The organism is Ruegeria sp. N11 (assembly GCF_056531525.1).
The window spans coordinates 69,395-93,440 of the sequence record NZ_JBQFLX010000002.1 but is presented as its reverse complement, the minus strand read 5'-3'; the positions used below and the strand labels follow the sequence as shown (position 1 = coordinate 93,440).

The window sequence follows — 24,046 nt, the reverse complement described above, 5'->3', positions numbered from 1 at the left end:
TCGCGTATGGCAGCCTGTTGCAACTTGGGTGAATGATTGATGCGATTTCTGAGGCAAAGCCTTGTCGGTGTCTTTCTGGCGTCCCTGACGCTGGCTCTGTTGTTTGTGGCTGCACAGATGATCGCAAATGCGCTGCAGGATGTGCTGACCACGGACGAAAACCGCCCGCCAGCGCAGGAGAGGGTATTTGCGGTCAGCGTCAAACCCGCGCTGGTGGAAACGGTAATCCCCTATTTGGATGCGTTTGGCGAAGTGCAAAGCCGCCGCAGGCTTGAGTTGCGCGCAGCTCTGGGCGGGCGGGTTGTATCCCTGGCCGAGGAATTCGAAGATGGCGGCGTTGTGTCCGCTGGCGAGGTACTGGTTGAACTGGACCCCGCCGATGCGCAATCGGCGCTGGACCGTGCCAAGTCCGATCTGCTGGATGCCCAGTTCGAAGAGCGCGATGCCGAGCGGTCGCTGCTGCTGGCGCAGGACGAGTTGAACTCGGCCGAAGCTCAGGCCGAGTTGCGCGGACGCGCCCTGCAGCGCCAGAAGGATCTGCAAAGCCGTGGCGTTGGTGCCGCCGCCAGCGTGGAAGAGGCTGAACTGGCCGCAGCGTCGGCTCAGCAATCGGTTCTGGCCCGGCGGATCGCACTGGCGCAGGCCGAATCCCGCGTCGATCAGGCCACCACGTTGCTGGCCCGCGCGCGGATCGCCTTAGAAGCGGCCGAGCGGGATCTGGACGACATGACGATCCGCGCCCGGTTTGGCGGCACGCTGACCGATGTCACACTGGTCGAGGGCCGATTGGTGACGGCCAATGAAAAACTGGCCGAACTGGTCGATCCGGACGCGCTGGAAGTGGCGTTTCGGGTGTCGACCGCGCAGTATGTGCGCCTGCTGGACGCGCGGGGCGAGCTGATCAAAGCCCCCGTTTCCGTGTCGCTGGAAGTGACCGGCACCGACCTGGTCGCCCTTGGCCGGATCAGCCGCGACAGCGGATCGGCGGGGGAAGGGCAGACCGGTCGGTTGATCTATGCCCGCCTGAATGATGCGTTTGGCTTCAAACCCGGTGACTTCGTAACGGTCTCGGTCGAGGAACAACCCGTCGAGAATGTTGTTCGCCTGCCGTCGACGGCCCTTGATGCGTTTGGCACCGTACTGGTGCTGGGTGATGGCGACCGGCTTGAGGCGCTGCCTGTGCAATTGATCCGCCGACAGGGCGATGAGGTTCTGCTGCGCGGGCAGGGGCTGGAAGGACGCGAGGTGGTGATCGGGCGCACCCCGTTGCTAGGCGCGGGCGTACGTGTTCGTCCCTTGCGGGCCGAAGCCCGGGCGCAACCGGACACGGATATGGTCGAGTTGTCGGATGAACAACGCGCGCAGCTTGTGGCTCAGGTCGAAGCCAGTGCAGGCATGTCGCAGGACGCCAAGGCCCGCGTGCTGGGCCAGTTGAGCGAGACGAAAGTGCCTGCATCGCTGGTGCGCCGTCTTGAAAGCCCGACAGGGGGATAAGCGTCATGATGCGCGAAATCCCCGGTGCGGCAGGCGGTATCCTGAGCTACTTCATCCGACACCGGACCGTGGCCAATCTTTTGCTGCTGGTGATGTTGGTTCTGGGCGCCGCCGCGATTCCGAACATGCGGGCGCAGTTCTTTCCCGATGTGGTGCTGGAACGGGTGGACGTCACCGTCAACTGGGATCAGGCCGGCCCCGAGGATATGGACAGTGCCATCGTCAGGGTTCTGGAACCGGCCCTGCTGGCTGTCGAGGGCGTGACCAGCACCGAATCCAGCTCGCATCCCGGACATTCGCGCATCCGGATGGAGTTCGAACCGGACTGGGACATGGCCAGGGCCGTCGAGGAGGTGCGCACCGCCGTTGACGCTGTGACCGATCTGCCGGACGACGCTGACGAGCCCATTATCCGGCGCGGCGCCTGGCGGGACCGCGTCACGGACGTTGTACTGACCGGACCGGTCGGGACCGAACAGCTTGCGAACTTCACCGATGAACTGATCAGCCGCCTGTTCGCAGCCGGTGTGACCCGAACATCGATCCGCGGCATTGCCGCGCCGCGTGTGGTGGTCGAGGTGCCGACCGCGCAGCTGATTGCCAATGACATCACCCTGTCCGAAATCGCCTCGGCCATTGCGGCCGAGGTCAATGCCAGCCCTGCGGGGCTGGTAACTGGGGCAAATGCACGCATCAAAGCCGGCACAGAAAAACGTACGCCCGAAGAAATCGAAGGCATTGCGCTGCGCACGTTCGAGGACGGCGCGAAGCTGGTGGTCGGCGATGTGGCGCGGATTTTCGTCGAAGGCGTCACCCGTCATCGCAGCTATTTCGTCGATGACGACCCGGCCATGTCGATCCGCGTCGATCGCTCGAATCTTGGGGATGCGATCGACATCCAGCATCGGGTCGAGGATGTCGTCGCCGAGATGCAAGCCAGTCTGCCCGATGGTGTCACGATCGAACTGATCCGGACCCGGGCGCAGGCCATCACCGACAGGCTGAACATTCTTGTCGACAATGGTCTGCTCGGCCTGGGTCTTGTGGTCTGCCTGCTGTTTCTCTTTCTCAATGCGCGTATTGCGTTCTGGGTTGCAGCCGGAATTCCCGTCGCCATGTCCGCCGCGATCGCGTTCATGTATATCGGCGGGCTGTCCATCAACATGGTTTCACTGTTCGGCCTGATCATCACACTGGGTATTGTGGTCGATGACGCCATCGTGGTCGGTGAACATGCCGATTTCCGTGCACGTCGATTGGGCGAGGCACCGATGGTTGCAGCAGAACGGGCCGCCCGGCGCATGGCGATGCCGGTTTTTGCTGCAACAGTCACGACGGTTATCGCCTTTTTTGGCCTGACCCTGGTTGGCGGGCGCTTCGGGGTGTTGATCCGCGATGTCCCGTTTACCGTGATTGCCGTCCTGATCGCCTCACTGATCGAGTGTTTCCTGATCCTGCCGAACCATATGGCCCATGCCATAAAACACTCGGCCAAGGAACACTGGTATGACCTGCCCAACCGGGTGGTGAACAAGGGTTTTCGCTGGGTGCGCGACCACCTGTTCCGACCACTGATCGCCTGGGTGGTCTGGGCCCGCTATGTGGTTGTCGCGGTGATGGTGGTGATTCTGGCCAGTCAGGTCGCTCTGTTTATCCGTGGAGATGTGAACTGGCGCTTTTTCAACGCGCCCGAGCGTGGTTCGGTCACAGGCAGCTTCATCATGCGCGAAGGGGCGACGCGGGATGACACGCTGGAAATGATGCGCATGTTGCAGCAGGCCGCCGAAGAGATGGGTCAGATCTATGCGGAGCGCCATGGGCGCAATCCAATCGAATATGCGCTGGCCCAGATCGGCGACACGCCGGGCTATGGGCTTGCGGCGGCAGACGGCAAGGACGGGTCGCTGCTGGGGGGTATTTCCATCGAACTGATCGATGCCGATCAGCGCCCCTATTCCAGTTTCGAGTTTGTCGGCGAATTGCAGGAATATGTTCCGCGCCACCCCAAGGTCGAGCTTGTCACGTTTCGTGGCTGGCGGTCCGGCCCGGGCGGCGATGCGATCGATGTCCAGTTTTATGGGGCTGAGATCGACACGCTCAAATCGGCGTCCGAGGATTTGCAGACCGAACTGTCGAAATACCCCGAGGTTTCCGCGCTGCAGGACGATCTGGCCTATGACAAGGAAGACTTCATCCTGGAACTCACAGCACAGGGTCAGGCCCTGGGCTTCCGGATTGAAACGCTGGGCCGGGTTTTGCGCAGCCGCCTGAACGGCATCGAGGCCGCAACCTTTCCAGATGGTCCGCGCAGCGCCGAAATACGGGTTGAACTGCCCGAAAGCGAACTGACGGCCGATTTTCTGGAACGCACACTGATGCGGTCGCCCGAAGGGATATACGTACCGCTGGCCGATATCGTTTCCGTTCAGCGAAAGTCGGGCTTTTCCACGATCCGGCGCGAGAATGGCTTGCGGGTGGTCTCGGTAAATGGCGACATCTCTGAAGATGACCCCGATCGCGCCGCTGAAATTGAACGCGCCCTCAGTCAGGAAATCCTGCCCAAAATCGCCTCCGAACGGCAGGTCGAATGGCGCATGTCGGGGCTGAGTGAGCAGGAAGATGATTTCCTGTCGCAGGCGCGCACCGGTCTGATCCTGTGCCTGACAGGCATCTATCTGGTTCTGGCCTGGGTCTTTGCAAGCTGGACACGGCCGTTGCTGGTCATGGCGATCATTCCATTTGGCCTCGTGGGTGCCATCTGGGGCCACTACATCTGGGCTGTACCGCTTAGCATGTTCACGGTCGTGGGCCTGCTGGGGATGACAGGGATAATCATCAACGACTCCATCGTGCTGGTGACGACCATCGACGCCTATCAACAGGACAGAGGGTTGTTTCCGTCCATTGTCGAAGGCACAGCCGACAGGTTGCGGCCGGTGATGCTGACCACTTTGACCACGGTTCTGGGTCTCACTCCGCTGCTGTACGAAGGCTCGCAGCAGGCGCAGTTCCTCAAGCCCACAGTGATCACGCTGGTCTACGGTCTTGGGTTCGGAATGCTTCTGGTTCTGTTGCTTGTACCTGCGCTGCTGGCCATCCTGAATGACGTGACACGTCCGATGACCTCAATGCGTCGCGCCCTGCGCGCGCCGGATAGGGTGGTGCAAGGGATGATTGTCATAACCGGTTTGGCATTGCTGGCCTGGTTTGCGGTGACGATGGTGTGGCCCGCTGTCGCGGGCACGCCGCTGACCGCTCTGACCGACTTTTACCCCGGCGAAGATGGTTCTGCGGTTCTACGTATGGGACTGGGTGTGTTCGTTGCTGGTGCGGCGCTGATCCTGGTGCTGAGCGTTGCGCTTTCCGGTCTGATTTACGCGCGGCTCAGAGGCCGGATCGGGGCTTGACCCCGTCCAATGCGGTCTCCAGCAGGTCGGCGACACGTGCGCTCATACTCAATTCGCCGCGCGTGATCTGATCGATGGGAAACCAGCGCGCGTCCATCGCGTCATCGCCGGCAACCGGATCGCCGGACTGATACCGGCAGGCTACGCCGACCAGCAGGTAATGCGACAGAACCTGCCCGTTGGGATCACGACGCAGCAGATCCAGATTGTCCAGATACTGCAGAGGTTCAGCCATCACCGATGTTTCTTCGTGCAGCTCGCGCTGCGCGGCCTGCATCACGGTCTCGCCCCATTCGACATGACCGCCGGGAAATCCCCAAAGTCCGGCATCCGGTTGCTTGCAGCGCTGTACAAGCAACACCTGATCCTGATGGACAACAACGGCCAGAGCGCCGATTTTTGGGTATTGCATCACCGGATCAGCCCGCGCTGCATCCCTGAATGTCAACCGCGTGGCTGCTGCCCAGCACGGTGATCCTGACGGCTGACCGGTCCAGCGCAAAGGGGCTGCCCGATGCATTGACCACCTCGGTCCGGGCGATCAGCGTGTCGCCCTGCCGCCGGGTTTCGGGATGTGCGGCCCACAAAGCCGGATTGCCCGGCTCGATCACGGCGACCTCGGTCCCTCCGGCCGACGGCATGGTGATGCGCGCCTCGATTTGCATGCCATCTTTTGTGGGCGACAGGTGGCATTTGGCGCTGGCCACACGGGCCTCGTTGGCGGAATAGGGGCGTTGTGCCAATGCGGCGGCAATGGCCGGGTTGCGTCCTGCGTTCTTGTCCAGAGTATGATCGAAACCCAGCCGCTCGGGGATGCAGACATCCTTGCACACGCCCAGATCCATCTCACCGCGCAGACGTACTGGTTTGGCAGGATTCTTTGGCGTGATCTCGACCGGAAGGACCAGCTGATCCTGATACCCGATCGAGCGCAACCCGTTCTGGTCAAAAACATCCGGCGCAGGCCAGGTGATCGAAATGTCGCCAACGTTGCGCGACCCTTTCCAGTCGAACTGTGGCGGGATGCCCGCATCGCCCGGCGCGCGCCAGTAAGTTTTCCACCCGTCTTTCAGGGTCAGGCGCAACGCACCCAGATAGGTACCGTTGGCAGTGCGCCCGCCATCCAGAATATCCAGTTGCACAGGTTTGCCCGCGCTCTGCGACAGGGCAGGCGAGGCAAGGGCAAAACAGGCGGTCAGCGCAACTGCGGCGGGTCTGAGAAGTGATCGCATACTACATAAATGCGCGCTCTGGCGCGCGAATCCAAGTCACGTTCCGGTCACTGGGGTGAAATACCGCTAAATGTCGGACGATCCCTTGCCAATTGTGGTCCCACGGGTTCATTGTTGAGACAGGACTCAGTCAGAAACGGCGGCTTATGGATCTTACCGGAAAACTGTTGATTGCGATGCCGGGAATGGGCGATCCGCGCTTTGACCACTCGGTTGTCTATATCTGCAGCCATGGTGAAGACGGCGCCATGGGGCTGATTGTCAACAAACCGTCGGACCTGCGCATCAAGACATTGCTGGGGCAGCTCAATATTGCCTGCAACATTCCCGTCATAGGTGAGCGTCTGGTCCATTTCGGCGGTCCGGTCGAGATGTCGCGCGGCTTCGTCCTGCACAGTGCTGATTACGAAGCCAACCTGCACTCGATGCAGATTTCGACCGATTTCAGCATGACGGCCACGCTGGACGTGCTGGAAGATCTGGCTTCGGGGCGGGGGCCTTTGAACTCGATGCTGACGCTGGGATACTCCGGATGGGGCCCGGGCCAGCTTGAGGACGAGATTGCCATGAATGGTTGGCTGACGACCGATGCAACCTCGAAACTGGTGTTCGATGTCGCTGATGACGAAAAGTGGGAAGCCGCGCTGGCAACCCTGGGCGTTGATCCCCTGACCTTGTCGGCCAGCGCAGGACGCGCCTGATCAGCCGTCGCGCGGGGCCGCCGCGCGGCGCAGCCGGTCGTTGATTGCCGCCCCAAGGCCATGGTCGGGGATCGGGGAGACCGCAATCGGGCGGCCTGTTGTGTTCAGCGCATGAAGGGCAGAAAACAGGTTGGCCGCAGCTTCGGTCAGAACACCATCAGCCGACAAGTTCAAATCGCAGTCGACCGGCCCAAAGCCCAGCAGGACTTCATCGCCCTGTCGGGACAGCGCATTCAGCCGAACAGGCGCGTCCGGCGCATAATGAGACTGTAATTGTCCCGGCGCTGTCAGCAGGTCCCCGGGCTGGTGATGATGCAGTCGCGTGTTCAGAACTTCCTCGATCTGTTCCAGCGCCACGCCGCCCGGACGCAGCAGCGCCGGTTCTCCGGCCAGGCCGACGATGGTCGATTCCAGCCCGACACCGCAGGGGCCGTCATCCAGAATGGCTGCGATACGCCCACCCAGGCCGGCGCGCACATGCTCGGCGGTGGTCGGGCTGATCTGTCCTGAGGGGTTGGCGGATGGTGCGGCCACCGGACCATCGAATTCGGCCAGCAATGCCCGCGCGCTGGGATGCGCAGGCACCCGGACGGCCAGCGTGTCCAGCCCGGCTGTGACCAGCGATGAAATGCCATGTCCGTCGCGCAGCGGCAGGACCAGCGTCAAAGGCCCGGGCCAGAACGCGGCGGCCAGTCGATCGGCCTGATCGGACCAGTGGACGAACCGCTGCGCTGCCTGAACGGATGCGACATGCGCGATCAGCGGATTGAAGCTGGGCCGCCCCTTTGCTTCATAAATCGCGGCGACCGCTTCGCCATTACGGGCATCACCGCCCAGGCCATAGACCGTCTCGGTCGCAAACGCGACCAGAAGACCCTGCCGCAGCAGATCCGCCGCACGCGAAATGCCGGCCGGATCTGCGCTCAGGTCGAGTGTGCCGTGGGGGATCATGACTGGTGACGCCGCGTTTTGATTGCTTGTAACATGGGGAAGAGTAGGTAATGCCTTCGAGCCCAGATGCATAGTGCCGTGCGCGGATGATTCCAAGCCCGCCTGCGCAAACCGAACTGACAGCCCCGAGGGAAGCCATGACGTATCGCGCCCCAGTCCCAGATTATGAATTCCTGTTCCGCAACGTGATCGACTTCGACCAGATCGCAGCCACCGAGATGTTTTCAGAGGCCAGTACGGATGTGGTCAGCGCCATTCTGACCGAAGCAGGCAGGATGTGCGAAGAAGTGATGGCCCCGCTGCAACGCCCCGGTGATCTGGAACCGGCGCGGCTGGAAAACGGGGTTCTGCGCTCGTCTCCGGGGTATGCCGATGGCTGGAAGGCGATATCCGAAGGGGGCTGGATCGGGATAAGCGGCGATCCTGAATATGGCGGCATGGGCCTGCCGATGACCTTGACCAGCGCAGTGAACGAGATGATGAGCGCGGCCTGCCTTTCGCTGCAACTGGCCCCGCTGATGAGCCAGGGCCAGATCGAGGCGCTGGAGCATCATGCCAGCGCCGAGCTGAAAGAGCTTTACCTGCCCAAACTGATGTCGGGCGAATGGTCCGGCACGATGAACCTGACCGAGGCGCAGGCCGGGTCGGACGTGGGCGCCCTGGCCTCAAAGGCGGAACCGAACGGGGATGGCACCTACGCGGTGACGGGTCAGAAGATCTTCATCTCGTGGGGCGACAACGATTTCGCGGAAAACGTCTGCCACCTGGTGCTGGCGCGCCTGCCGGACGGCGTTCCCGGGACCAAGGGAATTTCCCTGTTTCTGGTGCCCAAGTTCATCCCGGATGAGAACGGCAATCCGGGCGTGGCGAACGATCTGAAGGTTGTGTCGCTTGAGCACAAGATGGGCCTGCACGGCTCACCGACCTGCGTCATGCAATATGACGGGGCCAGGGGCTGGCTGGTTGGCAAGGAACATGGCGGCATGGCCGCGATGTTTACGATGATGAACAATGCCCGTCTGGGTGTTGGCGGGCAGGGCGTCGGCGTTGCGGAAGGCGCCTATCAGCATGCGCTGGCCTACGCGCTTGAGCGCAGGCAGGGCAAGACGCCCTCGGGTACGATCATCGACCATGCCGATGTGCGCCGCATGCTGATGGAAATGCGCGCGGATGTGTTCGCGGCACGGGCCATCCTGCTGGCCAATGCAGTGGCCATCGACATGGCCAACGCGACCGGCGATGCGGACTGGTCGGCCCGCGCGGCACTGCTGACGCCGATTGGTAAGGCTTTTGGCACCCAGACCGGCATGCGTGTCGCTGAAACCGGCGTGCAGGTTCACGGCGGCATGGGCTTTATCGAGGAAACCGGAGCGGCCCAGTATTACCGCGACGTTCGCGTGACCGCGATTTACGAAGGCACCAATGGCATTCAGGCGATGGATCTGGTCGCCCGCAAAATGATGGACGGCGGTGAGGCTGCGGCACGGCTGCTGGATGAAATCGAAGATCACGCAGAACAGGCGCGAGCCACCATGCCGGAACTGGCCGGCCCGGTCTGGGAAGCCACCGAAAGCCTGCGTGAGGTCACCGAATGGCTGGTTTCCCAGTCGGAAATGAACAACCGCTTTGCCGGGGCCGTCCCATATCTGCAAGCTTTTGCGAGGGTTCTGGGCGCGCATTATCATCTGGCGGCGGCGCTGGCGGAACCCGATGGGCCGCGGTTCAAGCTGGCGCGGTTCTACATCAACGCTTTGTTGCCCGAATATGCGGGCCTACTGGCACAGGCGCAAAACGGTGCGGACGACATCTTCGCGCTCAACGTGGACGAGCTGCTGGCATGAAGGATGGTGAGCAACGATTGACGACGCACTACCCCTGGCCGGACCCTCCGGCCCCCGGTGAGGCGATCGAGATTGCCGAAGGCGTCCTTTGGCTGCGCCTGCCGCTGCCCATGGCGCTGGATCACGTCAATGTCTATGCGCTGGATGATGGCGACGGCTGGACGGTGATCGACACCGGAATTTCGTCCAGAAAGTCGCGTGGCATCTGGCAAACGCTGATGGATGGGCCACTGGCGGGCAAGCCTGTGACCCGTGTTGTCGTTACGCATCATCACCCCGACCATGTTGGCAATGCAGGGTGGTTCCAGACCGAACACGGCGCTGAACTGGTGGCCAGCCGCACCGCATGGCTGTTTTCGCGGATGCTGACGCTGGACGTGCAGGAAACCTGGCCGCAAGAAACGTTGGACTACTACCGCAGCGCGGGCATGGCGCATGAAATTCTGGCAAAGCGCATGTCGGACCGGCCCTTCAACTTTGCCGACACCGTCTATCCGATGCCGCTGGGCTATACCCGGATCAAACAGGGCGACGTGATCCGCATGGGCGGGCGTGACTGGGACGTTCACATGGGCAATGGCCATGCGCCCGAACACGCCACGTTCTGGAGCCGCGATGACAATCTTGTCCTGTCCGGCGATCAGATCATCAGCTCGATCAGCCCCAATCTGGGTGTCTATGTCACCGAACCCATGGCGGATCCGGTGGCCGAGTGGCTGGAAGCCTGCGAGCGGCTGTCGGCGCTGGCGCGTCCCGATCATCTGGTGCTGGCCGGGCACAAGCTGCCCTTCACCGGATTGCCGGTTCGCATGCGGCAACTGGTCGACAATCATCACGGCGCGCTCCGGCGGCTGCTGGATCATCTGGACCGGCCCAATTCTGCCGCCGAGTGCTTTGCCCCCCTGTTCAAGCGTCCGATTGGCGAAGGTGAATACGGTCTCGCGCTGGTCGAGGCGGTTGCACATCTGAACCATCTCTACCACATTGATGCTGTAACCCGGTCGCGCCGCGCGGACGGGGCGTGGGAGTTTCAGCGCAAAGGGTAAGCCATGCAGGATCAGATCGAAACCTCGGCCGAGGCCGCAGAATCCGCCGCATTGCCACGCTGTTACGAGGTCCACGCCAACTCCAGTGCGCAATCGGGCAACAAGGATCTTCCCGGCCGCCTGAAAAAACCGGTCGAAACCAAAAGCCCGGCGCAGTGGGCCTATGAACGCCTGATCCTGTATATCCAGAATTTTGAAAAGACGCTGGACGGCGATCAGGAGGTTGCCATGGGCTTCACCGGCGGCGATGCCGGGGTGATGCGGATCGAGGGGATGGGTTATTTCGACCCTGACGTGATCACCTTTTTCGGCTCGGACGCCACCGGTGCGCGCACCCAACTGGTACAGCATGTCAGCCAGTTGAACGTGATGCTGCGCGCGCTGCCCAAATCGGTCGAGGACAAGCCTGCCAACCGCATCGGTTTTCGGCTGGCTGCGGATCTGGAAGAAAGCTGACAGTCCCGCTTGCAATTCACGCAATCGCAGCCTTGAATGAGCGTATCATTCAGGAGAGCGCCGCGTGACACATTTCTCAACCGTTACAGAGGCCTGGCGGGGGGCTTGGGCGCGCCGTCGGGTGTTCGTACCGATCTATGTTGCGGTGCGACTTTTGCTGGTGGCGCTGATTGCGCCGGGCGTGGCGATAGCCGTGCAACTGGCGGTGTCGCTGTCCAATCAAAGCGCCCTGACCGATCAGGCCATTGCCGGGTTCATCCTGTCCCCGGTGGGCTTTATCGCGGCGATCCTTGCGCTCAGCCTGTTTCTGCTGGCCGAAGTGTTTGTCTTCTCCGTCATGGCGGGTTCTCTGCGCATGGGCGAGGCCGATCCCTGGCGCGCCGGCAGTTCCGCCATCCGGCTGATCCTGTCCCGACTGCCCGCTTTGTTCGGCTTTGCAGTCCGGTTTGTCCTGCGCGTGTTGCTGCTGGTTCTGCCCTTTGCAGCCATTGCCGCCGTTGTCGCGTGGTGGACACTGACGGAATACGACATCAACTATTACCTGACCTTCCAGCCACCCTCGTTCTGGGTGGCGGTTTTGCTGATCGGGTTAATCGTTCTGGCATTGGCCTGGGTTTTGATCCGCAGGCTGTCGGCCTGGGCCCTGTCGCTGCATCTGGTTCTGTTTGAAAGCTGCAATCCCGCAGACGCGTTTGAGGCCAGCACCGGGCGGATGGAGGGCAAACGCGGACGCCTCAAGATCGAATTGGCGCAGTGGCTGGGTATTCGCATTGCGATCGCAGCCGGAATTGCGGCTGTGGCCGGGTTTCTGTTCGATCTCGTGCCCCTGCAACCAGGTGGTCGTCTGCAACTGGCACTGACCTACACGCTGGTGATTGCCGCGCTCTGGTCGCTGGCCGGTCTTGTTCTGGCAGCCGTCGCGCTGGGCGCTTTGGCGGTGCTGCTGGACGGTTTCTTCGAGGCAAAAACGTCAGACATCCTCCACCCCGAACCGGGCAACTTGAGGTTGCCGCTATTTGGTGTTCTGGGGGCTGCCGTCCTTGCAGTGCTGGTCGGTGGCTGGTTCGGGCAGCGGTTGCTTGAACAGGTACAGGCCCCCGACCACGCGGATGTCATCGGCCACCGTGGGGCCGCGGCCTTGCGTCCCGAAAACACCATGGCGGCCGTTCTGAAGGCCATTGAGGATGGCGCGGACTGGGTTGAGATCGATGTGCAGGAAACGGCCGATGGTGAGGTCATCGTCGCCCATGACAGCGATTTCATGAAACTGGCGGGCGTCAACCTCAAGGTCTGGGATGTCACAATGGACGACGTCGCGGACATCGACATCGGTAGTTGGTTCGGACCCGAATACGCCTCGGAACGCACGCCGACTCTGCGTGAGGTGTTGGAAGCCGCAAAAGGCCGATCGAAGGTGATCATCGAACTGAAATATTACGGCCATGACGTCGATCTGGAAAACCGGGTTGCCACAATTGTCGAAGAAATGGGGATGCAGGACGGCATCGCCACAATGTCCCTGAAATATCCGGCGGTGCAGAAGATGAAGGCCCTTCGCCCGGAATGGCGCGCCGGTGTTCTGGCCGCGACCGCAGTTGGCAATCTGTCGGGGTTGGATGGCGATTTTCTGGCGGTGAACGCGGCGATGGCGACACCCGGGCTAATCCGGTCTGTCCATGCTGCCGGCAAGGATTTGTATGTGTGGACGGTGAACGATCCGTTGCAGATGTCGGCTTTGGCGTCGATGGGCGTCGATGGTCTGATCACCGACCGGCCTGCCATGGCCCGCGAGGTTCTGCGCGTCCGAGCCGAGATGGGTCCGGCGGAACGTTTGCTGCTGTGGTTGGCCACCGAGTTCGGGATGACCGTGGACACAGAGGCGATGCGCGATGCGAGCCCTTAAACCGGCGCTTGTCCTGATCGCCCTTGGCACATCCGCCGCCGCGCAAGATCTGATGCGCGGCATCGAGATGCCCGGCCATCAGGCCCTGATGGCACAATCGGCCGGGGCTGAAGCGGCGCCATTTGAAACCGATGGCTGCTCGGGCGGGCTGTCGGCCAGCTGGCGATTGGTGGCTGACATGATCCCAAGCTTCGCCGCACGCTATGAAAACGACCCTCCGTGGGAATATTGCTGCGTTACCCATGACAGCGCCTATCACAACGCCGGCGGCGCAACGCGGGCCGAAGACAGCTATGACGCCCGCCTGTCGGCGGACGATGCACTGCACGCCTGCGTCGAACAACACGGCGATAAACATGCCGAAGAATACGCGGATCGCTACGGGGTGACACCCGAGCAGGTCCGAACCGCCCATTCGGTCACCGCGGATGCCATGTATATGGCGGTGCGATTTGGTGGCGGCCCCTGTTCCGGCCTGCCATGGCGATGGGGCTTTGGTTTCCCGGGCTGTTCGGTATTCGGGTCACAGTCACCTGCGCGCGAATGACGTGGTGACAGCGCTTTCGTTTTCCTTTATCCAAAGCCCAAACACGCGAATTCAGGAGTCTTCCGACATGGCCGAACACAAGCACGGCGAGATGGACATCACAGTTCAAACCAAAACCTTCGAAGGGTTCGTCAAAGCCACAGTCTGGTGCTGTGTGGCCATTGCTTTCCTGGGATTGTTCCTGGCGGTTTTCGCGTCTTGACCTGAACGGGGCGAACCGTGCTCAGAATAATTGTTGCCTGCCTGCTGGCAGTGACCGTGGCTGGCTGCACCGGATCGAATCGTCCGCAGGCAGACCTGGCCGAGGTCGCTGCACGGTCCTACCGTGACCCCGGCCCGTCGACGCTGACGCTTTACACGATGATCAACACCCGGACCGGATCGGGTGCGCATACGTCGCTGATGATCAGCGCCAGCGAGCGGGTGATCTTTGACCCTGCGGGATCGTTCCGTGCGGATGTGGTTCCGAACAAGGATGATGTCCTATACGGTATCACGCCCGCTGTCGAACGCGCCTATCGCAGCTCGCACGCGCGCGAGACGCACTATGCGCGCATCCAGACCATCGAGGTCACGCCGCAACAGGCCGAGATCGCCTATCAACTGGCCAAGCAGTCCGGCCCGGTCGCCAGCGCGTATTGCGCCCATTCGACGGCCAGTATCCTGAGGCAAGTGCCGGGGTTCGAACAGATCGACGTCACATTCTACCCGGTCAAACTGTCGGAACAGTTCGCCCAGATTCCGGGCGTGGTGACGGAAGAATACCGTGAATACGACGACGCGGACCTGCAAAAGGGACTGGCTGCGAACAACGCGCGCCTCAATCAACTGGACGCGACCTCAACTCAGTAGGTAGAGCAACCCGTACAGCGTGGCGGCGCCCGAAAAGATTGCCGCCAGAACATTCTTGGTGACCAGACCGACCGACAGCGCCACCACGGCGGCAGCCATGCGGGGCAGGTCCGGCTGACCTTCGGTTGCGGCGGGCCAGACAACAAGTGGTGCGATCAGCGCCGGAATGATCGCCACCGCCGTGTACCGCAGATGACGCAGCAGCCACGGCGGCATGGGGCGATCTCCGACAAGGCCGATAAAGGTAAAACGCAGGGCAAAGCTGCCGACGGCCAGGCCGACGATGATGATCCACATGGTTGCCGGGTCAATCTGGGTCATGTCTCTTTCCGCTCCAGCCTGCGTTCCAGCATCAGTTCGGCCTGCGCGCCCGCCATCATGCCCGCCGCGCCAGCGATCAGCAGGCCCAGATTGAATGGCACCGAAACGGCCAGCAGGGCGACAATGATCGCAACCAGCGCCGCAATCACATGCGCCAGCGTCCGCATCATTGGTCCAATCATGGCCAGAAACGTGATCGGCAGGGCGAAATCCAGCGCCCAGCTTTCCGGGATTTGCGCGCCCAGCACCGCCCCGAGATAGGTGGCGAATATCCAAAGCGGGGTGATCGGTGTGACCGAGCCAAAGAAATAGGCCATCCGCTGCGGTACAGTCATCTTCGGCTCTTTTTCAAACTGGACGATCCCACAAGCATAGGATTGATCGACCGTCAGGTAGGCCGCAATGGCCCTTTGCCACAACGGGGCGGCCCCCAGATAAGGTGTCAGCGAGGCGGAATACATTGCCACCCGCAGGTTCACCGCAAGCGCCGAGATCAGCACAATCGCCGTAGGCGTGTTGTCCTGCAACAGTTGCAGGGCGGTGAACTGCGCGGCACCCGCAAACACCGTTGCGGAAAACGCGATGGTCTGAACGATATCCAGCCCGGCCTCGGTCGCGAAAACACCAAACAGCGTGCCAAAGGGGATGGCCACGAAGATAAACGGCGTGCCGTCCCGAAAACCCTTCCAGAAGTAAGACTTGGATGTGGTGTCTGCCATGGCTAGATCCTATGGTGTCGCCAGCACAACTAGCGGTCTTAGGAAAGGGTTGCAATTGGCCACGCACACGGACCTGTCGGACTACATCATCGCGCCTGATCCCGGCGCGGCCCGCCTGACCCGCGCGGTGGAAGGCGTGGACCAGAACGGCGAGGTCAGCCAGATCTCGGTGGTCGAGGAGCGCCCGCTGACGATTTTCCTCAATGCGCAGGAGATCGTGACGGCGATGACCATCGGCGACTACCCCGAATATCTGGCGCTGGGTTTTCTGCGCAATCAGGGGATGCTGCTGGCGGATGATGAGATCACCGGCGTCGATTATGACGACGATCTGGAAACCGTGGTTGTTCGCACAGCGCGCCAGACCTCGTACGAGGAAAAGCTGAAGAAAAAGACCCGCACCAGCGGTTGCGCAGTCGGAACCGTCTTTGGCGACATGATGGAGGGGCTTGAGGATGTTCGCCTGCCGCAGGTTTCGGTCCGCACCTCATGGCTTTATGAACTTGCGGCCCGGGTCAACCGCACCCCGTCGCTGTATCTTCAGGCCGGGGCGATTCACGGCACCGTCCTGTGCCGGGAAAACCGCCCGCTGGTCTATATGGAAGACGTGGGCCGCCACAACGCCGTCGACAAGATTGCAGGCTGGATGCTGTCCGAGAGTGAGTTGGCAGAGGATAAGATCCTCTACACCACGGGCCGCCTGACGTCCGAGATGGTGATCAAGACCGCGATGATGGGCATTCCGGTTCTGGCTTCGCGATCGGGATTCACGGCATGGGGCGTTGAAATTGCACGTGAGGTCGGGTTGACCCTGATCGGTCGGATGCGCGGCCAGCGGTTCGTATGCCTGTCCGGCGAGGATCGTCTTGTTCGGGATATCAACCCCTCGTCCGTGGCGGTTGAGGACAAAAAACATCGCAGGAAAAGCGCAGGATGACCAAACCAAAGGGCGTGATCCTTGCAGGCGGTCTGGCCACCCGGATGGGCGGAGGCGACAAGGGCCTGCTGCAACTGGGCGGGCAAAGCCTGCTGACCCGGGTAATTGACAGGCTGGCGCCGCAGGTCGATGGTCTGGCGCTGAACGCCAATGGCGATCCGTCCCGGTTCAGTGCCCTGAACCTGCCTGTGCTGCCGGACACAATCGAAGGTTTTGCCGGTCCGCTGGCCGGTGTTCTGGCCGGTCTCGACTGGGCCGCGGAGCAGGGCGCCAATAGCATCGTCACCGCTGCTGCCGACACGCCGTTCTTTCCCCGCGATCTGGTGGCGCGGCTGATGCAGGCGGCTGAAGGACAGGCGCATCCGCTTGTACTGGCGACGACCCCGCGCACGGGTGACGAAGCTCTGAAATCCGGCGGTGGAAAGCGGGTCAACCGGCACCCGACATTCGGGTTGTGGCCAGTCGCATTGCGCGACGATCTGCGGGCCGCGTTGCAGGACGGGCTGCGCAAGGTCGTCTTGTGGACCGATAAACATGACGGTCGCGAGGCGCTGTTTCCGGCAGACCCTTTCGATCCGTTCTTCAACGTGAACACGCCCGAAGACCTCGAAAGGGCGCAGACCCTGCCGGAGCAGGCATGAGGGTCTACGGCGTCACCGGCTGGAAAAACGCGGGCAAGACCGGGTTGATGGAGCGACTGGTGGCCGAGATCACCGGACGGGGGTTCACGGTTTCAACCGTCAAACACGCGCATCATGCCTTTGACGTCGATCAGCCGGGCACCGACAGCAACCGTCACCGTGATGCCGGCGCCTCCGAGGTTCTGCTGGCGTCCGGGCAGCGTGTCGCCCTGATGCAGGAACTGCGCGGCGCACCCGAGCCGTCTCTGGACTCGCTGCTGGCCCGGCTATCACCGGTCGATCTGGTCCTGATCGAAGGATACAAACGTGAAGGCCACCCCAAGGTCGAGGCATTTCGGGCCGAACCCGGCAACCCGCTGATCGCTTTAAAGGATGAAACGATCCGGGCGGTGGCCAGCGACACGCCACTGGATCTGGATCGCCCGGTCTTTGACCTGAACGACACTGCGCGCATTGCTGCGTTCATCCTGCAAGAGGTTGGTTTGTGACCGCATTCGACACCTTTGCGATGGTCGATTGGTTTGGTGGAAATGACACCGGGCTAACGCCCCGCAAGGATGCGATCTGGGGGTGCGTGGTACGCGATGGGGGCCCTGGCGAAGCGGAGTACCTGCGCAACCGGCAAGTAGCGGAAGACTGGCTGACAAGGCTGATCGAAACGGAACTGAGCGCAGGCCGTCGTCTGTGTCTGGGGTTCGACTTCCCGTTTGGCTATCCCCGGGGGTTTGCCCGCGCGCTGACCGGCTCGGACGATCCGCTGGTCTTGTGGGACTGGTTCGAGCACCGGATCGAAGACGCGCCAAAGGCCAATAACCGTTTCGACCTTGCCGGCCGGATCAACCAGGGATTCGGCGGCAAGGGGCCATTCTGGTTCAACGGTCTGGCCCGCGAAGTCCCGGGCCTGCCAAAGACCAAAACGGACTACCACAATCCCTTCCCGGATCGTCGACAGGTGGAAATTCTGGCCAAGGGCAGCTTCACCTGCTGGCAGATGGGCGGATCCGGTGCGGTTGGCGGGCAGGTGATGACCGGGCTGCCGGTTCTGTCCCGCCTGCGCCGGCGATTTGCAGGGCAGGTGGCCGTCTGGCCGTTCGAAGTGCTGGACAAACCGGTCGCCTTTGTCGAAATCTGGCCCTCACTGACACTGGGCAGGGAACCCGATGACCGGATCAGGGATGCCTGGCAGGTCGAACAGGTCGCGATGTCTCTGGCGCAGATGCCAGAGGCGGAACTGAACCGGCTGCTGACCGTCAGCGCAGCCGAAGAAGGATGGATTTTGGGCGTGCCACAGGACAAACCGAATATCACACCACCGCCATTGCAAAACGACTGCTTTGCGCTGCCCGCAGGCGTGGACTGGACCCCGGTCGATGAGGCACTGACCTTGCTGCAGGACCGGCTTGCTGTGGTGAAGGGGGCTGAGACCGTGCCACTGGGGCAGGCGACAGGTCGTATTCTGGCGGCGGATCAGATCGCGAAACGCTCCAATCCGCCGCAACCCAATACGGCGGTAGATGGCTATGGGTTTGTAGGGCCTTTTGCAGAAGGCGCACAGGTTCTGCCCCTGATCCAAGGGCGCGCGGCGGCGGGTATACCGTTTGAAGGCACCGTTCCCCCCGGTCAGGCCCTTCGGGTTCTGACCGGGGCGGCTCTGCCCGCGGGTGTGGATACCGTCATTCTGGAAGAGGATGTGACCGTTCAGGACGGCCACATTGCCTTTCACGGCCCTTTGAAGAAGGGCGCGAATACCCGAAAGGCAGGCGAGGATGTGGCCTCCGGCGATCTGGCTTTGGCCGCAGGTCGCCGCCTGACACCCCCGGATCTGGCGCTGCTGTCAGCAGTGGGAATTGCCGAGGTTCCGGTGCGCAAGACCCTGCGCGTGGCGGTTCTGTCCACCGGTGACGAACTGGTCGAAGCCGGAGAGCCCGCCGGACCCGGGCAGATATTCGATGCCAACCGCCCGATGTTGCTGTCTCTGGCAGCCCGGATGGGATTCTCTGCGGTCGATCTGGGCCGTGTGGCCGATGATCGTGACGCGCTGGCGACGCGGCTGGACGAGGCGTCCGAGCGGGCCGATGTGATTCTGACCAGTGGTGGCGCATCCTCCGGCGACGAAGATCATGTCTCCGCTCTGCTGCGGCAGGCCGGGGCGATGCATGAATGGCGCATTGCGCTGAAACCGGGCCGTCCGCTGGCGCTGGGGATGTGGAAGGGCACTCCGGTCTTCGGTTTGCCGGGCAATCCGGTCGCGGCACTGGTCTGCACGCTGATCTTTGCGCGCCCGGCCCTGGGGCTGATGGCCGGTGAAGGCTGGCAGGAACCGCAAGCGTTTGACCTGCCCGCCGGCTTTGAAAAACGCAAGAAACCTGGTCGCCGAGAATATCTGCGTGCTCGGGTCCGGGACGGTCGTGCCGAAGTATTTGCGTCAGAAGGTTCGGGCCGGATCAGCGGCCTCAGCTGGGCCGAGGGACTGGTCGAGATCGAAGACGGCGCGCGTCATATCCGGCCCGGCGACCCCGTCCGGTTCATTCCATATGCCAGTTTCGGGTTGTAGCCCGGCCTGTCAGTCGAACGTACCGGCGACACGCCCCAGCAGCATGAATGCGCGGGCGGTTCGGGTTTCACCCAGCGCGGTCAGTTCAGCATCGCTGGCGATGGGCTCGAATTCCACGATCATGTTGTCGAACCGGCGCAGAAAATGGTGCGCGGCGTCGCGGAAAATCGGGTCTTGCTTCATCCGCGCTGCCGTCAAGGCCAGCGAGGACCGGTCCCGAATGCCGCCCAGAGCGGCCACTGCACGGCCGCGTGCGCCCTGCGCGAACTGGCGCCAGATTTCAGGTCGGGCCATGTCGGGACGCAGGTCGTCCATATAGATCCCCTCCTGGCTGAGAAGGGTCAGCACATCCTGCGAGGCCTGCACCAGTTGTGCGGTCTTCCTGTCCTTCAGCGCCAGCCTCAGGGCGTCGAACCCTTCGGCATCGTCCTGTGTTTCAGGAAAGTTCAGGGCACGGATAAAGATACCGGTCGGCAGAGGGCGCGCGATGTCTTCCGCTGGTGTGCCAAGCGCAAGTGAGGTCTGGTCTCCCGGTGATGGTGCCGCCCTGCGCACAGGTTCGCGGCGCTTGGAAGAAAACGTAGCCAACGCGCTTTCGGTCTTCTTCGCCGTCTGCGCGATTTCATCCAGCTTCTTGCTGACGGCGGGCTCATACGTACTGGCGGCGCGCTGCTGCTGTGTGACATAGGCGTTTCGGATCGCGTCGATTGCCGTCTGCAGTCGGGCACTTTCCTCGCGCATGACACGGCTGGCGCGCATGGCCATGGCCGCCACCCAGATCATGGCCACGGGCATGAACACTGCAAGCAGCGTGACGATAAAACTGCTGGTTTCGACCCGGCCGGGCAGCACCAGAAAAACCACTGAAACAACCAGCCAGATCAGGCTGAGAACAACAGCCGCGATCTCGATGCCGCTCACCGACGGCGCTCCGGGGCGATCATAGATGCCCAGAGATGTCGGTTGCTTGGTTTCGCGGTCAGGATTGGACCCCGACATGATCAACGCTCCGATCAGGCGTACTCGATACTCAGAATTTCATAAGACCGCACACCGCCGGGGGTGCGGACTTCGACACTGTCCCCCTCTTCCTTGCCAATCAGGGCGCGGGCAAGGGGGGATTTGATGTTCAACAGGCCTTTTTCGATATTGGCCTCATATTCACCCACGATTTTCCAGGTCTTTTCTTCGTCGGTGTCTTCATCGACCAGCCTGACCTTGGCGCCGAACTTGATCGCGCCCGACAGTTTGGCCGGATCAATTACGTCAGCTAGCGACAGGATACCTTCCAGCTCTTTGATGCGCCCTTCGATAAAACCCTGTTTTTCACGGGCCGAATGATACTCGGCGTTTTCCTTCAGGTCGCCCAGTTCCCGCGCCGTTGCGATGGCCTCGATGATCGCCGGGCGTTCGACGGACTTCAGGTTCTTCAATTCCGCCTCAAGCGCGGCATTGCCCGCGGGCGTCATGGGAATTTTTTCCATTTTGTCTTCGTCCACGCATAAATTGAGTCGCCCCGCCGCTCAAAGCGTCGGGGCGAATGATGGGTCGTCAGATACCTGACCCAAATGCAGCGTGAAATGCAAGGGGGCTCAGCGGTTCCGGTGCTTTATTCGCGAACTCGCGCCGTCTGGATGGGGCAAGGCATACCTGCGGCGATGCCCCAGAAGGTCGCCCCTGCGCCAGTGATGCGCTTCGGTTCCCAGCCACAGCAACTCAATCATACTGCACCACCTCGAATTCGATGCCGTTGTCATCCTCGAAATAGAACCGCCTGCCGGGTTCGTAATCCGCATGGTTGTGCGGCTTGAATCCCGCTTTGCGCACCTTGCTTTCAGTGGCATCGATATCCTCGACCAGCACGCCGACATGGTTCAGCCCGCCGACATAATCGTAACTGTTCTCACCCGAGCGCATGGGTTTGCCCGGCGCATAGAGCGCGAGATAGGTGTGTGCGCTGCCCACGTGGACCGTATAGCCGCCAGCGATTGCCGGACCTTCCCACCGGGTTTTCCAGCCAAAGACCTTCTCCATCCAGTCTGCCGAAGCCTTTGGGTCGCGGACAGTGAAATTGGTGTGTTCAAGCGTCGCCATCATGGGATCTCCTTTGCGAATTCAGGCTTGTCACGACTCACCGTAATTTCTAAACCTAACTTTAGGTCAAGAAATTTTTTTGAGGTTCCGATGGCTGCATCCGAAGGGCTGGCAATTGGCGCACTGGCCCGGCGCACCGGACTGGCTGTTTCAGCCATCCGGTATTACGAGGCGCAGGGCCTGATTGCTCCCTGGCGCAATGCAGGCGGGCAGCGTCGCTATCAACGTGCCGATATCCGGCGGCTGAGTTTTGTCATGATCGCCCAGCAATTCGGCCTGACCCTGCCGGAGATCCGAGAGGTGCTGTCGGGCCTGCCCGGAAACCGCACCCCCACACCGCAGGACTGGAAGCAGATCAGCACCACCCTGCGCGCCCGGCTGGATCAGCGAATCGATACCCTGACACGATTGCGCGACAATCTGGATGGCTGCATCGGGTGCGGCTGCCTCAGCCTGCCGAAATGCGCCCTTTACAACCCCGATGACCGGGCAAAATCCAATGGTAGCGGTCCCAGGTATCTCATGGGTGATACACCAGACGGCTGAACTGCCGTATTGCTGCTGTTTTACGCCGTGTTTTGATTGACCAAGGTCTTGCCGACCGGGTAATCAGCCGTGAAACAAAATTGCGCAGACCACGCAGTGAAAGCGCCAATTCCGAAAGTTAGCTAAGGAGCCCGCGATGGCCGAGATTGAACGCGAAGCGATGGAATACGATGTGGTGATCGTGGGCGCAGGCCCCGCGGGCCTGTCGGCGGCCATTCGTCTGAAACAGCTGGATGCCGACCTGAACGTCGTTGTTCTGGAAAAGGGCTCGGAAGTGGGCGCGCATATCCTGTCGGGTGCGGTACTGGATCCGTGCGGTCTGGATGCGCTGATCCCCGACTGGAAGGAAAAGGGCGCGCCGCTGAACGTGCCTGTGCACGAAGACAATTTCTACATGCTGGGGGAGGCGGGCAAGATCCGCATCCCCAACTTCCCGATGCCACCGCTGATGAACAACCATGGCAACTACATCGTGTCGATGGGCAATGTCTGCCGCTGGATGGCGGAACAGGCCGAAGAGCTGGGCGTTGAGATCTTCCCGGGCATGGCGTGTTCTGAACTGGTTTACGGCGACAATGGCGAAGTCAAAGGCGTGGTGGCCGGTGTCTTTGGTCTGGAAGCGGATGGTTCCTATGGTCCGAACACCGAACCGGGCATGGAACTGCACGGCAAATACGTCTTCCTGTCCGAAGGTGTCCGCGGTTCACTGTCCAAGGAAGTCATCGCCAAGTACGACCTGTCGGCCGGTAAAGAACCGCAGAAATACGGCGTCGGCATGAAAGAGATCTGGGAGATCGACCCGGCCAAGCACAAGGAAGGCTCGGTCACGCACACCATGGGCTGGCCGCTGGGCAGCAACGCAGGTGGCGGGTCGTTCATCTATCATCTTGAAAACAATCAGGTCTATGTCGGTTTCGTGGTGCACCTGAACTACAAGAACCCGCACCTGTATCCTTACATGGAATTCCAGCGCTTCAAGCATCACCCGATGGTCGCCGAACTGCTGAAAGGCGGCAAGCGCGTGGCCTACGGCGCCCGCGCGATCACCGAAGGCGGCCTTCAGTCGATGCCGAAACTGGTCGCACCCGGCGTGGCGCTGCTGGGCTGTTCTGCGGGCATGGTCAACGTGCCGCGCATCAAGGGCAACCACAACGCGATGCTGTCGGGCAAGGCCGCAGCCGAGGCTGCTTATGACGCCATCAAAGCCGACCGCTCGGGCGACGAACTGACCGCCTACGAGGCCGACGTGCGCGAAGGCGCAATCGGCAGCGACCTCAAGAAGGTGCGCAACGTCAAGCCGCTTTGGTCGAAATACGGCCTGACTGCTTCGCTGGTGCTGGGCGGCATGGACATGTGGACCAACACGCTGGGCTTCTCGTTACTGGGTACTCTGGGTCATGGCAAGAACGACGCGGAATCGACCGAAGATGCCAGCAAGCACAAGCCGATCGACTATCCCAAACCTGACGGAACGCTGTCGTTCGATCGTTTGACCAACGTTTCCTTCGCGGCCACCAATCACGAGGAAAGCCAGCCCTGCCACCTGCGCCTGGCCGACCCCGAGATCCCGGTCAAGGTCAACCTGCCCAGGTTCGACGAACCGGCGCAGCGCTACTGCCCGGCGGGCGTCTACGAGATGGTCGAGGATGAAAACGGTCCGCGATTCGTGATCAACTTCCAGAACTGCGTCCACTGCAAGACCTGCGACATCAAGGATCCCAGCCAGAATATCACCTGGACCACACCGCAGGGCGGCGACGGGCCGAACTATCCAAACATGTAAGCGAAAACCCGGGCAATGGCG

24 protein-coding genes are annotated in these 24,046 nt (G+C 61.7%); 16 read left to right on the top strand and 8 right to left on the bottom strand.

Annotated elements, in window-relative coordinates; translation table 11 throughout:
* Positions 1 to 39: 39 nt before the first annotated feature.
* Together ACR0J8_RS02355 and ACR0J8_RS02350 are read left to right on the top strand one after the other, a co-directional pair.
* Positions 40 to 1,494 carry an efflux RND transporter periplasmic adaptor subunit gene (locus ACR0J8_RS02355; RefSeq protein ID WP_480888824.1) on the top strand — a complete coding sequence of 485 codons (1,455 nt, stop codon included), beginning with the start codon at positions 40 to 42 and terminating at the stop codon, positions 1,492 to 1,494.
* A gap of 5 nt (positions 1,495 to 1,499) precedes the next feature.
* On the top strand, positions 1,500 to 4,901 hold the full coding sequence (locus ACR0J8_RS02350) for an efflux RND transporter permease subunit (RefSeq protein WP_480888823.1): 3,402 nt from the start codon (positions 1,500 to 1,502) through the stop codon (positions 4,899 to 4,901).
* Here the strand turns inward: ACR0J8_RS02350 and ACR0J8_RS02345 are convergent.
* The gene (locus ACR0J8_RS02345) at positions 4,879 to 5,313 is read right to left on the bottom strand and encodes an NUDIX hydrolase (RefSeq protein WP_480522846.1); all 435 of its coding nucleotides are present in this window, start codon (positions 5,311 to 5,313) and stop codon (positions 4,879 to 4,881) included. The genes ACR0J8_RS02350 and ACR0J8_RS02345 overlap by 23 nt on opposite strands.
* A 7-nt stretch (positions 5,314 to 5,320) precedes the next feature.
* Entirely contained in the window at positions 5,321 to 6,133 is an 813-nt protein-coding gene (locus ACR0J8_RS02340) for a protein-disulfide reductase DsbD domain-containing protein (RefSeq protein WP_170679622.1), read from the bottom strand.
* A gap of 146 nt (positions 6,134 to 6,279) precedes the next feature.
* Here ACR0J8_RS02340 and ACR0J8_RS02335 point away from each other — a divergent pair, with 146 nt between their 5' ends.
* Complete coding sequence (locus ACR0J8_RS02335) at positions 6,280 to 6,834, top strand: YqgE/AlgH family protein (protein WP_170679624.1); 555 nt, start codon at positions 6,280 to 6,282, stop codon at positions 6,832 to 6,834.
* Here ACR0J8_RS02335 and ACR0J8_RS02330 read toward each other — a convergent pair whose 3' ends face one another.
* Positions 6,835 to 7,785 (bottom strand): L-threonylcarbamoyladenylate synthase, encoded by a 951-nt coding sequence (locus ACR0J8_RS02330; RefSeq protein WP_480522847.1) that lies wholly within the window; start codon positions 7,783 to 7,785, stop codon positions 6,835 to 6,837.
* 137 nt (positions 7,786 to 7,922) lie between these two features.
* Between ACR0J8_RS02330 and ACR0J8_RS02325 the strand changes: the two genes are divergently transcribed.
* The 7 genes from ACR0J8_RS02325 (at position 7,923) to ACR0J8_RS02295 (ending at position 14,430) form a co-directional block, all read left to right on the top strand.
* Positions 7,923 to 9,626 carry an acyl-CoA dehydrogenase family protein gene (locus ACR0J8_RS02325; RefSeq protein WP_480522848.1) on the top strand — a complete coding sequence of 568 codons (1,704 nt, stop codon included), beginning with the start codon at positions 7,923 to 7,925 and terminating at the stop codon, positions 9,624 to 9,626.
* Positions 9,623 to 10,672: an MBL fold metallo-hydrolase gene (locus ACR0J8_RS02320; RefSeq protein WP_480522849.1), complete on the top strand. Its 1,050-nt coding sequence runs from the start codon at positions 9,623 to 9,625 to the stop codon at positions 10,670 to 10,672. Before ACR0J8_RS02325 ends, ACR0J8_RS02320 begins: the two co-directional genes overlap by 4 nt.
* A 3-nt stretch (positions 10,673 to 10,675) precedes the next feature.
* Complete coding sequence (locus ACR0J8_RS02315; protein ID WP_170614358.1) at positions 10,676 to 11,128, top strand: DUF6173 family protein; 453 nt, start codon at positions 10,676 to 10,678, stop codon at positions 11,126 to 11,128.
* A gap of 64 nt (positions 11,129 to 11,192) precedes the next feature.
* Complete coding sequence (locus ACR0J8_RS02310) at positions 11,193 to 13,031, top strand: glycerophosphodiester phosphodiesterase (RefSeq protein ID WP_480522850.1); 1,839 nt, start codon at positions 11,193 to 11,195, stop codon at positions 13,029 to 13,031.
* Positions 13,018 to 13,578 (top strand): hypothetical protein, encoded by a 561-nt coding sequence (locus ACR0J8_RS02305; protein WP_480522851.1) that lies wholly within the window; start codon positions 13,018 to 13,020, stop codon positions 13,576 to 13,578. The genes ACR0J8_RS02310 and ACR0J8_RS02305 overlap by 14 nt, the downstream gene beginning before the upstream one ends.
* Positions 13,579 to 13,645: 67 nt before the next feature.
* On the top strand, positions 13,646 to 13,780 hold the full coding sequence (locus ACR0J8_RS02300) for an aa3-type cytochrome c oxidase subunit IV (protein WP_170614361.1): 135 nt from the start codon (positions 13,646 to 13,648) through the stop codon (positions 13,778 to 13,780).
* 17 nt (positions 13,781 to 13,797) lie between these two features.
* A complete protein-coding gene (locus tag ACR0J8_RS02295; RefSeq protein WP_170614362.1) occupies positions 13,798 to 14,430 on the top strand; it encodes a hypothetical protein in 633 nt (210 codons plus the stop codon).
* On the opposite strand, the gene ACR0J8_RS02290 is transcribed toward ACR0J8_RS02295, so the two are convergent.
* Both ACR0J8_RS02290 and ACR0J8_RS02285 read right to left on the bottom strand, forming a co-directional pair.
* Entirely contained in the window at positions 14,419 to 14,751 is a 333-nt protein-coding gene (locus ACR0J8_RS02290) for an AzlD domain-containing protein (protein WP_480522852.1), read from the bottom strand. The genes ACR0J8_RS02295 and ACR0J8_RS02290 overlap by 12 nt on opposite strands.
* The gene (locus ACR0J8_RS02285) at positions 14,748 to 15,470 is read right to left on the bottom strand and encodes an AzlC family ABC transporter permease (RefSeq protein ID WP_170614364.1); all 723 of its coding nucleotides are present in this window, start codon (positions 15,468 to 15,470) and stop codon (positions 14,748 to 14,750) included. The genes ACR0J8_RS02290 and ACR0J8_RS02285 overlap by 4 nt, the downstream gene beginning before the upstream one ends.
* Between ACR0J8_RS02285 and ACR0J8_RS02280 the strand changes: the two genes are divergently transcribed.
* From ACR0J8_RS02280 to ACR0J8_RS02265, 4 genes are read left to right on the top strand one after another with little or no spacing between them, the layout of a single operon-like run.
* Complete coding sequence (locus ACR0J8_RS02280) at positions 15,469 to 16,407, top strand: formate dehydrogenase accessory sulfurtransferase FdhD (RefSeq protein ID WP_480522853.1); 939 nt, start codon at positions 15,469 to 15,471, stop codon at positions 16,405 to 16,407. The genes ACR0J8_RS02285 and ACR0J8_RS02280 overlap by 2 nt on opposite strands.
* The gene (gene mobA / locus ACR0J8_RS02275) at positions 16,404 to 17,048 is read left to right on the top strand and encodes a molybdenum cofactor guanylyltransferase MobA (protein ID WP_480522854.1); all 645 of its coding nucleotides are present in this window, start codon (positions 16,404 to 16,406) and stop codon (positions 17,046 to 17,048) included. The genes ACR0J8_RS02280 and mobA overlap by 4 nt, the downstream gene beginning before the upstream one ends.
* Positions 17,045 to 17,536, top strand: a complete 492-nt coding sequence (gene mobB, locus ACR0J8_RS02270; RefSeq protein ID WP_480522855.1) for a molybdopterin-guanine dinucleotide biosynthesis protein B — start codon at positions 17,045 to 17,047, stop codon at positions 17,534 to 17,536. Before mobA ends, mobB begins: the two co-directional genes overlap by 4 nt.
* On the top strand, positions 17,533 to 19,602 hold the full coding sequence (locus tag ACR0J8_RS02265) for a molybdenum cofactor synthesis domain-containing protein (RefSeq protein WP_480888822.1): 2,070 nt from the start codon (positions 17,533 to 17,535) through the stop codon (positions 19,600 to 19,602). Before mobB ends, ACR0J8_RS02265 begins: the two co-directional genes overlap by 4 nt.
* Positions 19,603 to 19,611: 9 nt before the next feature.
* On the opposite strand, the gene ACR0J8_RS02260 is transcribed toward ACR0J8_RS02265, so the two are convergent.
* The 3 genes from ACR0J8_RS02260 to ACR0J8_RS02250 form a co-directional block, all read right to left on the bottom strand.
* On the bottom strand, positions 19,612 to 20,601 hold the full coding sequence (locus ACR0J8_RS02260) for a hypothetical protein (RefSeq protein WP_170807393.1): 990 nt from the start codon (positions 20,599 to 20,601) through the stop codon (positions 19,612 to 19,614).
* Positions 20,602 to 20,615: 14 nt separating this feature from the next.
* Positions 20,616 to 21,086, bottom strand: a complete 471-nt coding sequence (gene greA / locus ACR0J8_RS02255) for a transcription elongation factor GreA (protein ID WP_170614368.1) — start codon at positions 21,084 to 21,086, stop codon at positions 20,616 to 20,618.
* Between the two features lie 232 nt (positions 21,087 to 21,318).
* Positions 21,319 to 21,699, bottom strand: coding sequence for a VOC family protein (locus ACR0J8_RS02250; protein ID WP_170614369.1), 381 nt, complete (start codon positions 21,697 to 21,699; stop codon positions 21,319 to 21,321).
* A gap of 87 nt (positions 21,700 to 21,786) precedes the next feature.
* Here ACR0J8_RS02250 and soxR point away from each other — a divergent pair, with 87 nt between their 5' ends.
* Positions 21,787 to 22,242, top strand: a complete 456-nt coding sequence (gene soxR / locus ACR0J8_RS02245; protein WP_480522857.1) for a redox-sensitive transcriptional activator SoxR — start codon at positions 21,787 to 21,789, stop codon at positions 22,240 to 22,242.
* A 136-nt stretch (positions 22,243 to 22,378) separates the two neighbouring features.
* A complete protein-coding gene (locus ACR0J8_RS02240) occupies positions 22,379 to 24,025 on the top strand; it encodes an electron transfer flavoprotein-ubiquinone oxidoreductase (RefSeq protein ID WP_170614371.1) in 1,647 nt (548 codons plus the stop codon).
* Positions 24,026 to 24,046 lie beyond the last annotated feature (21 nt).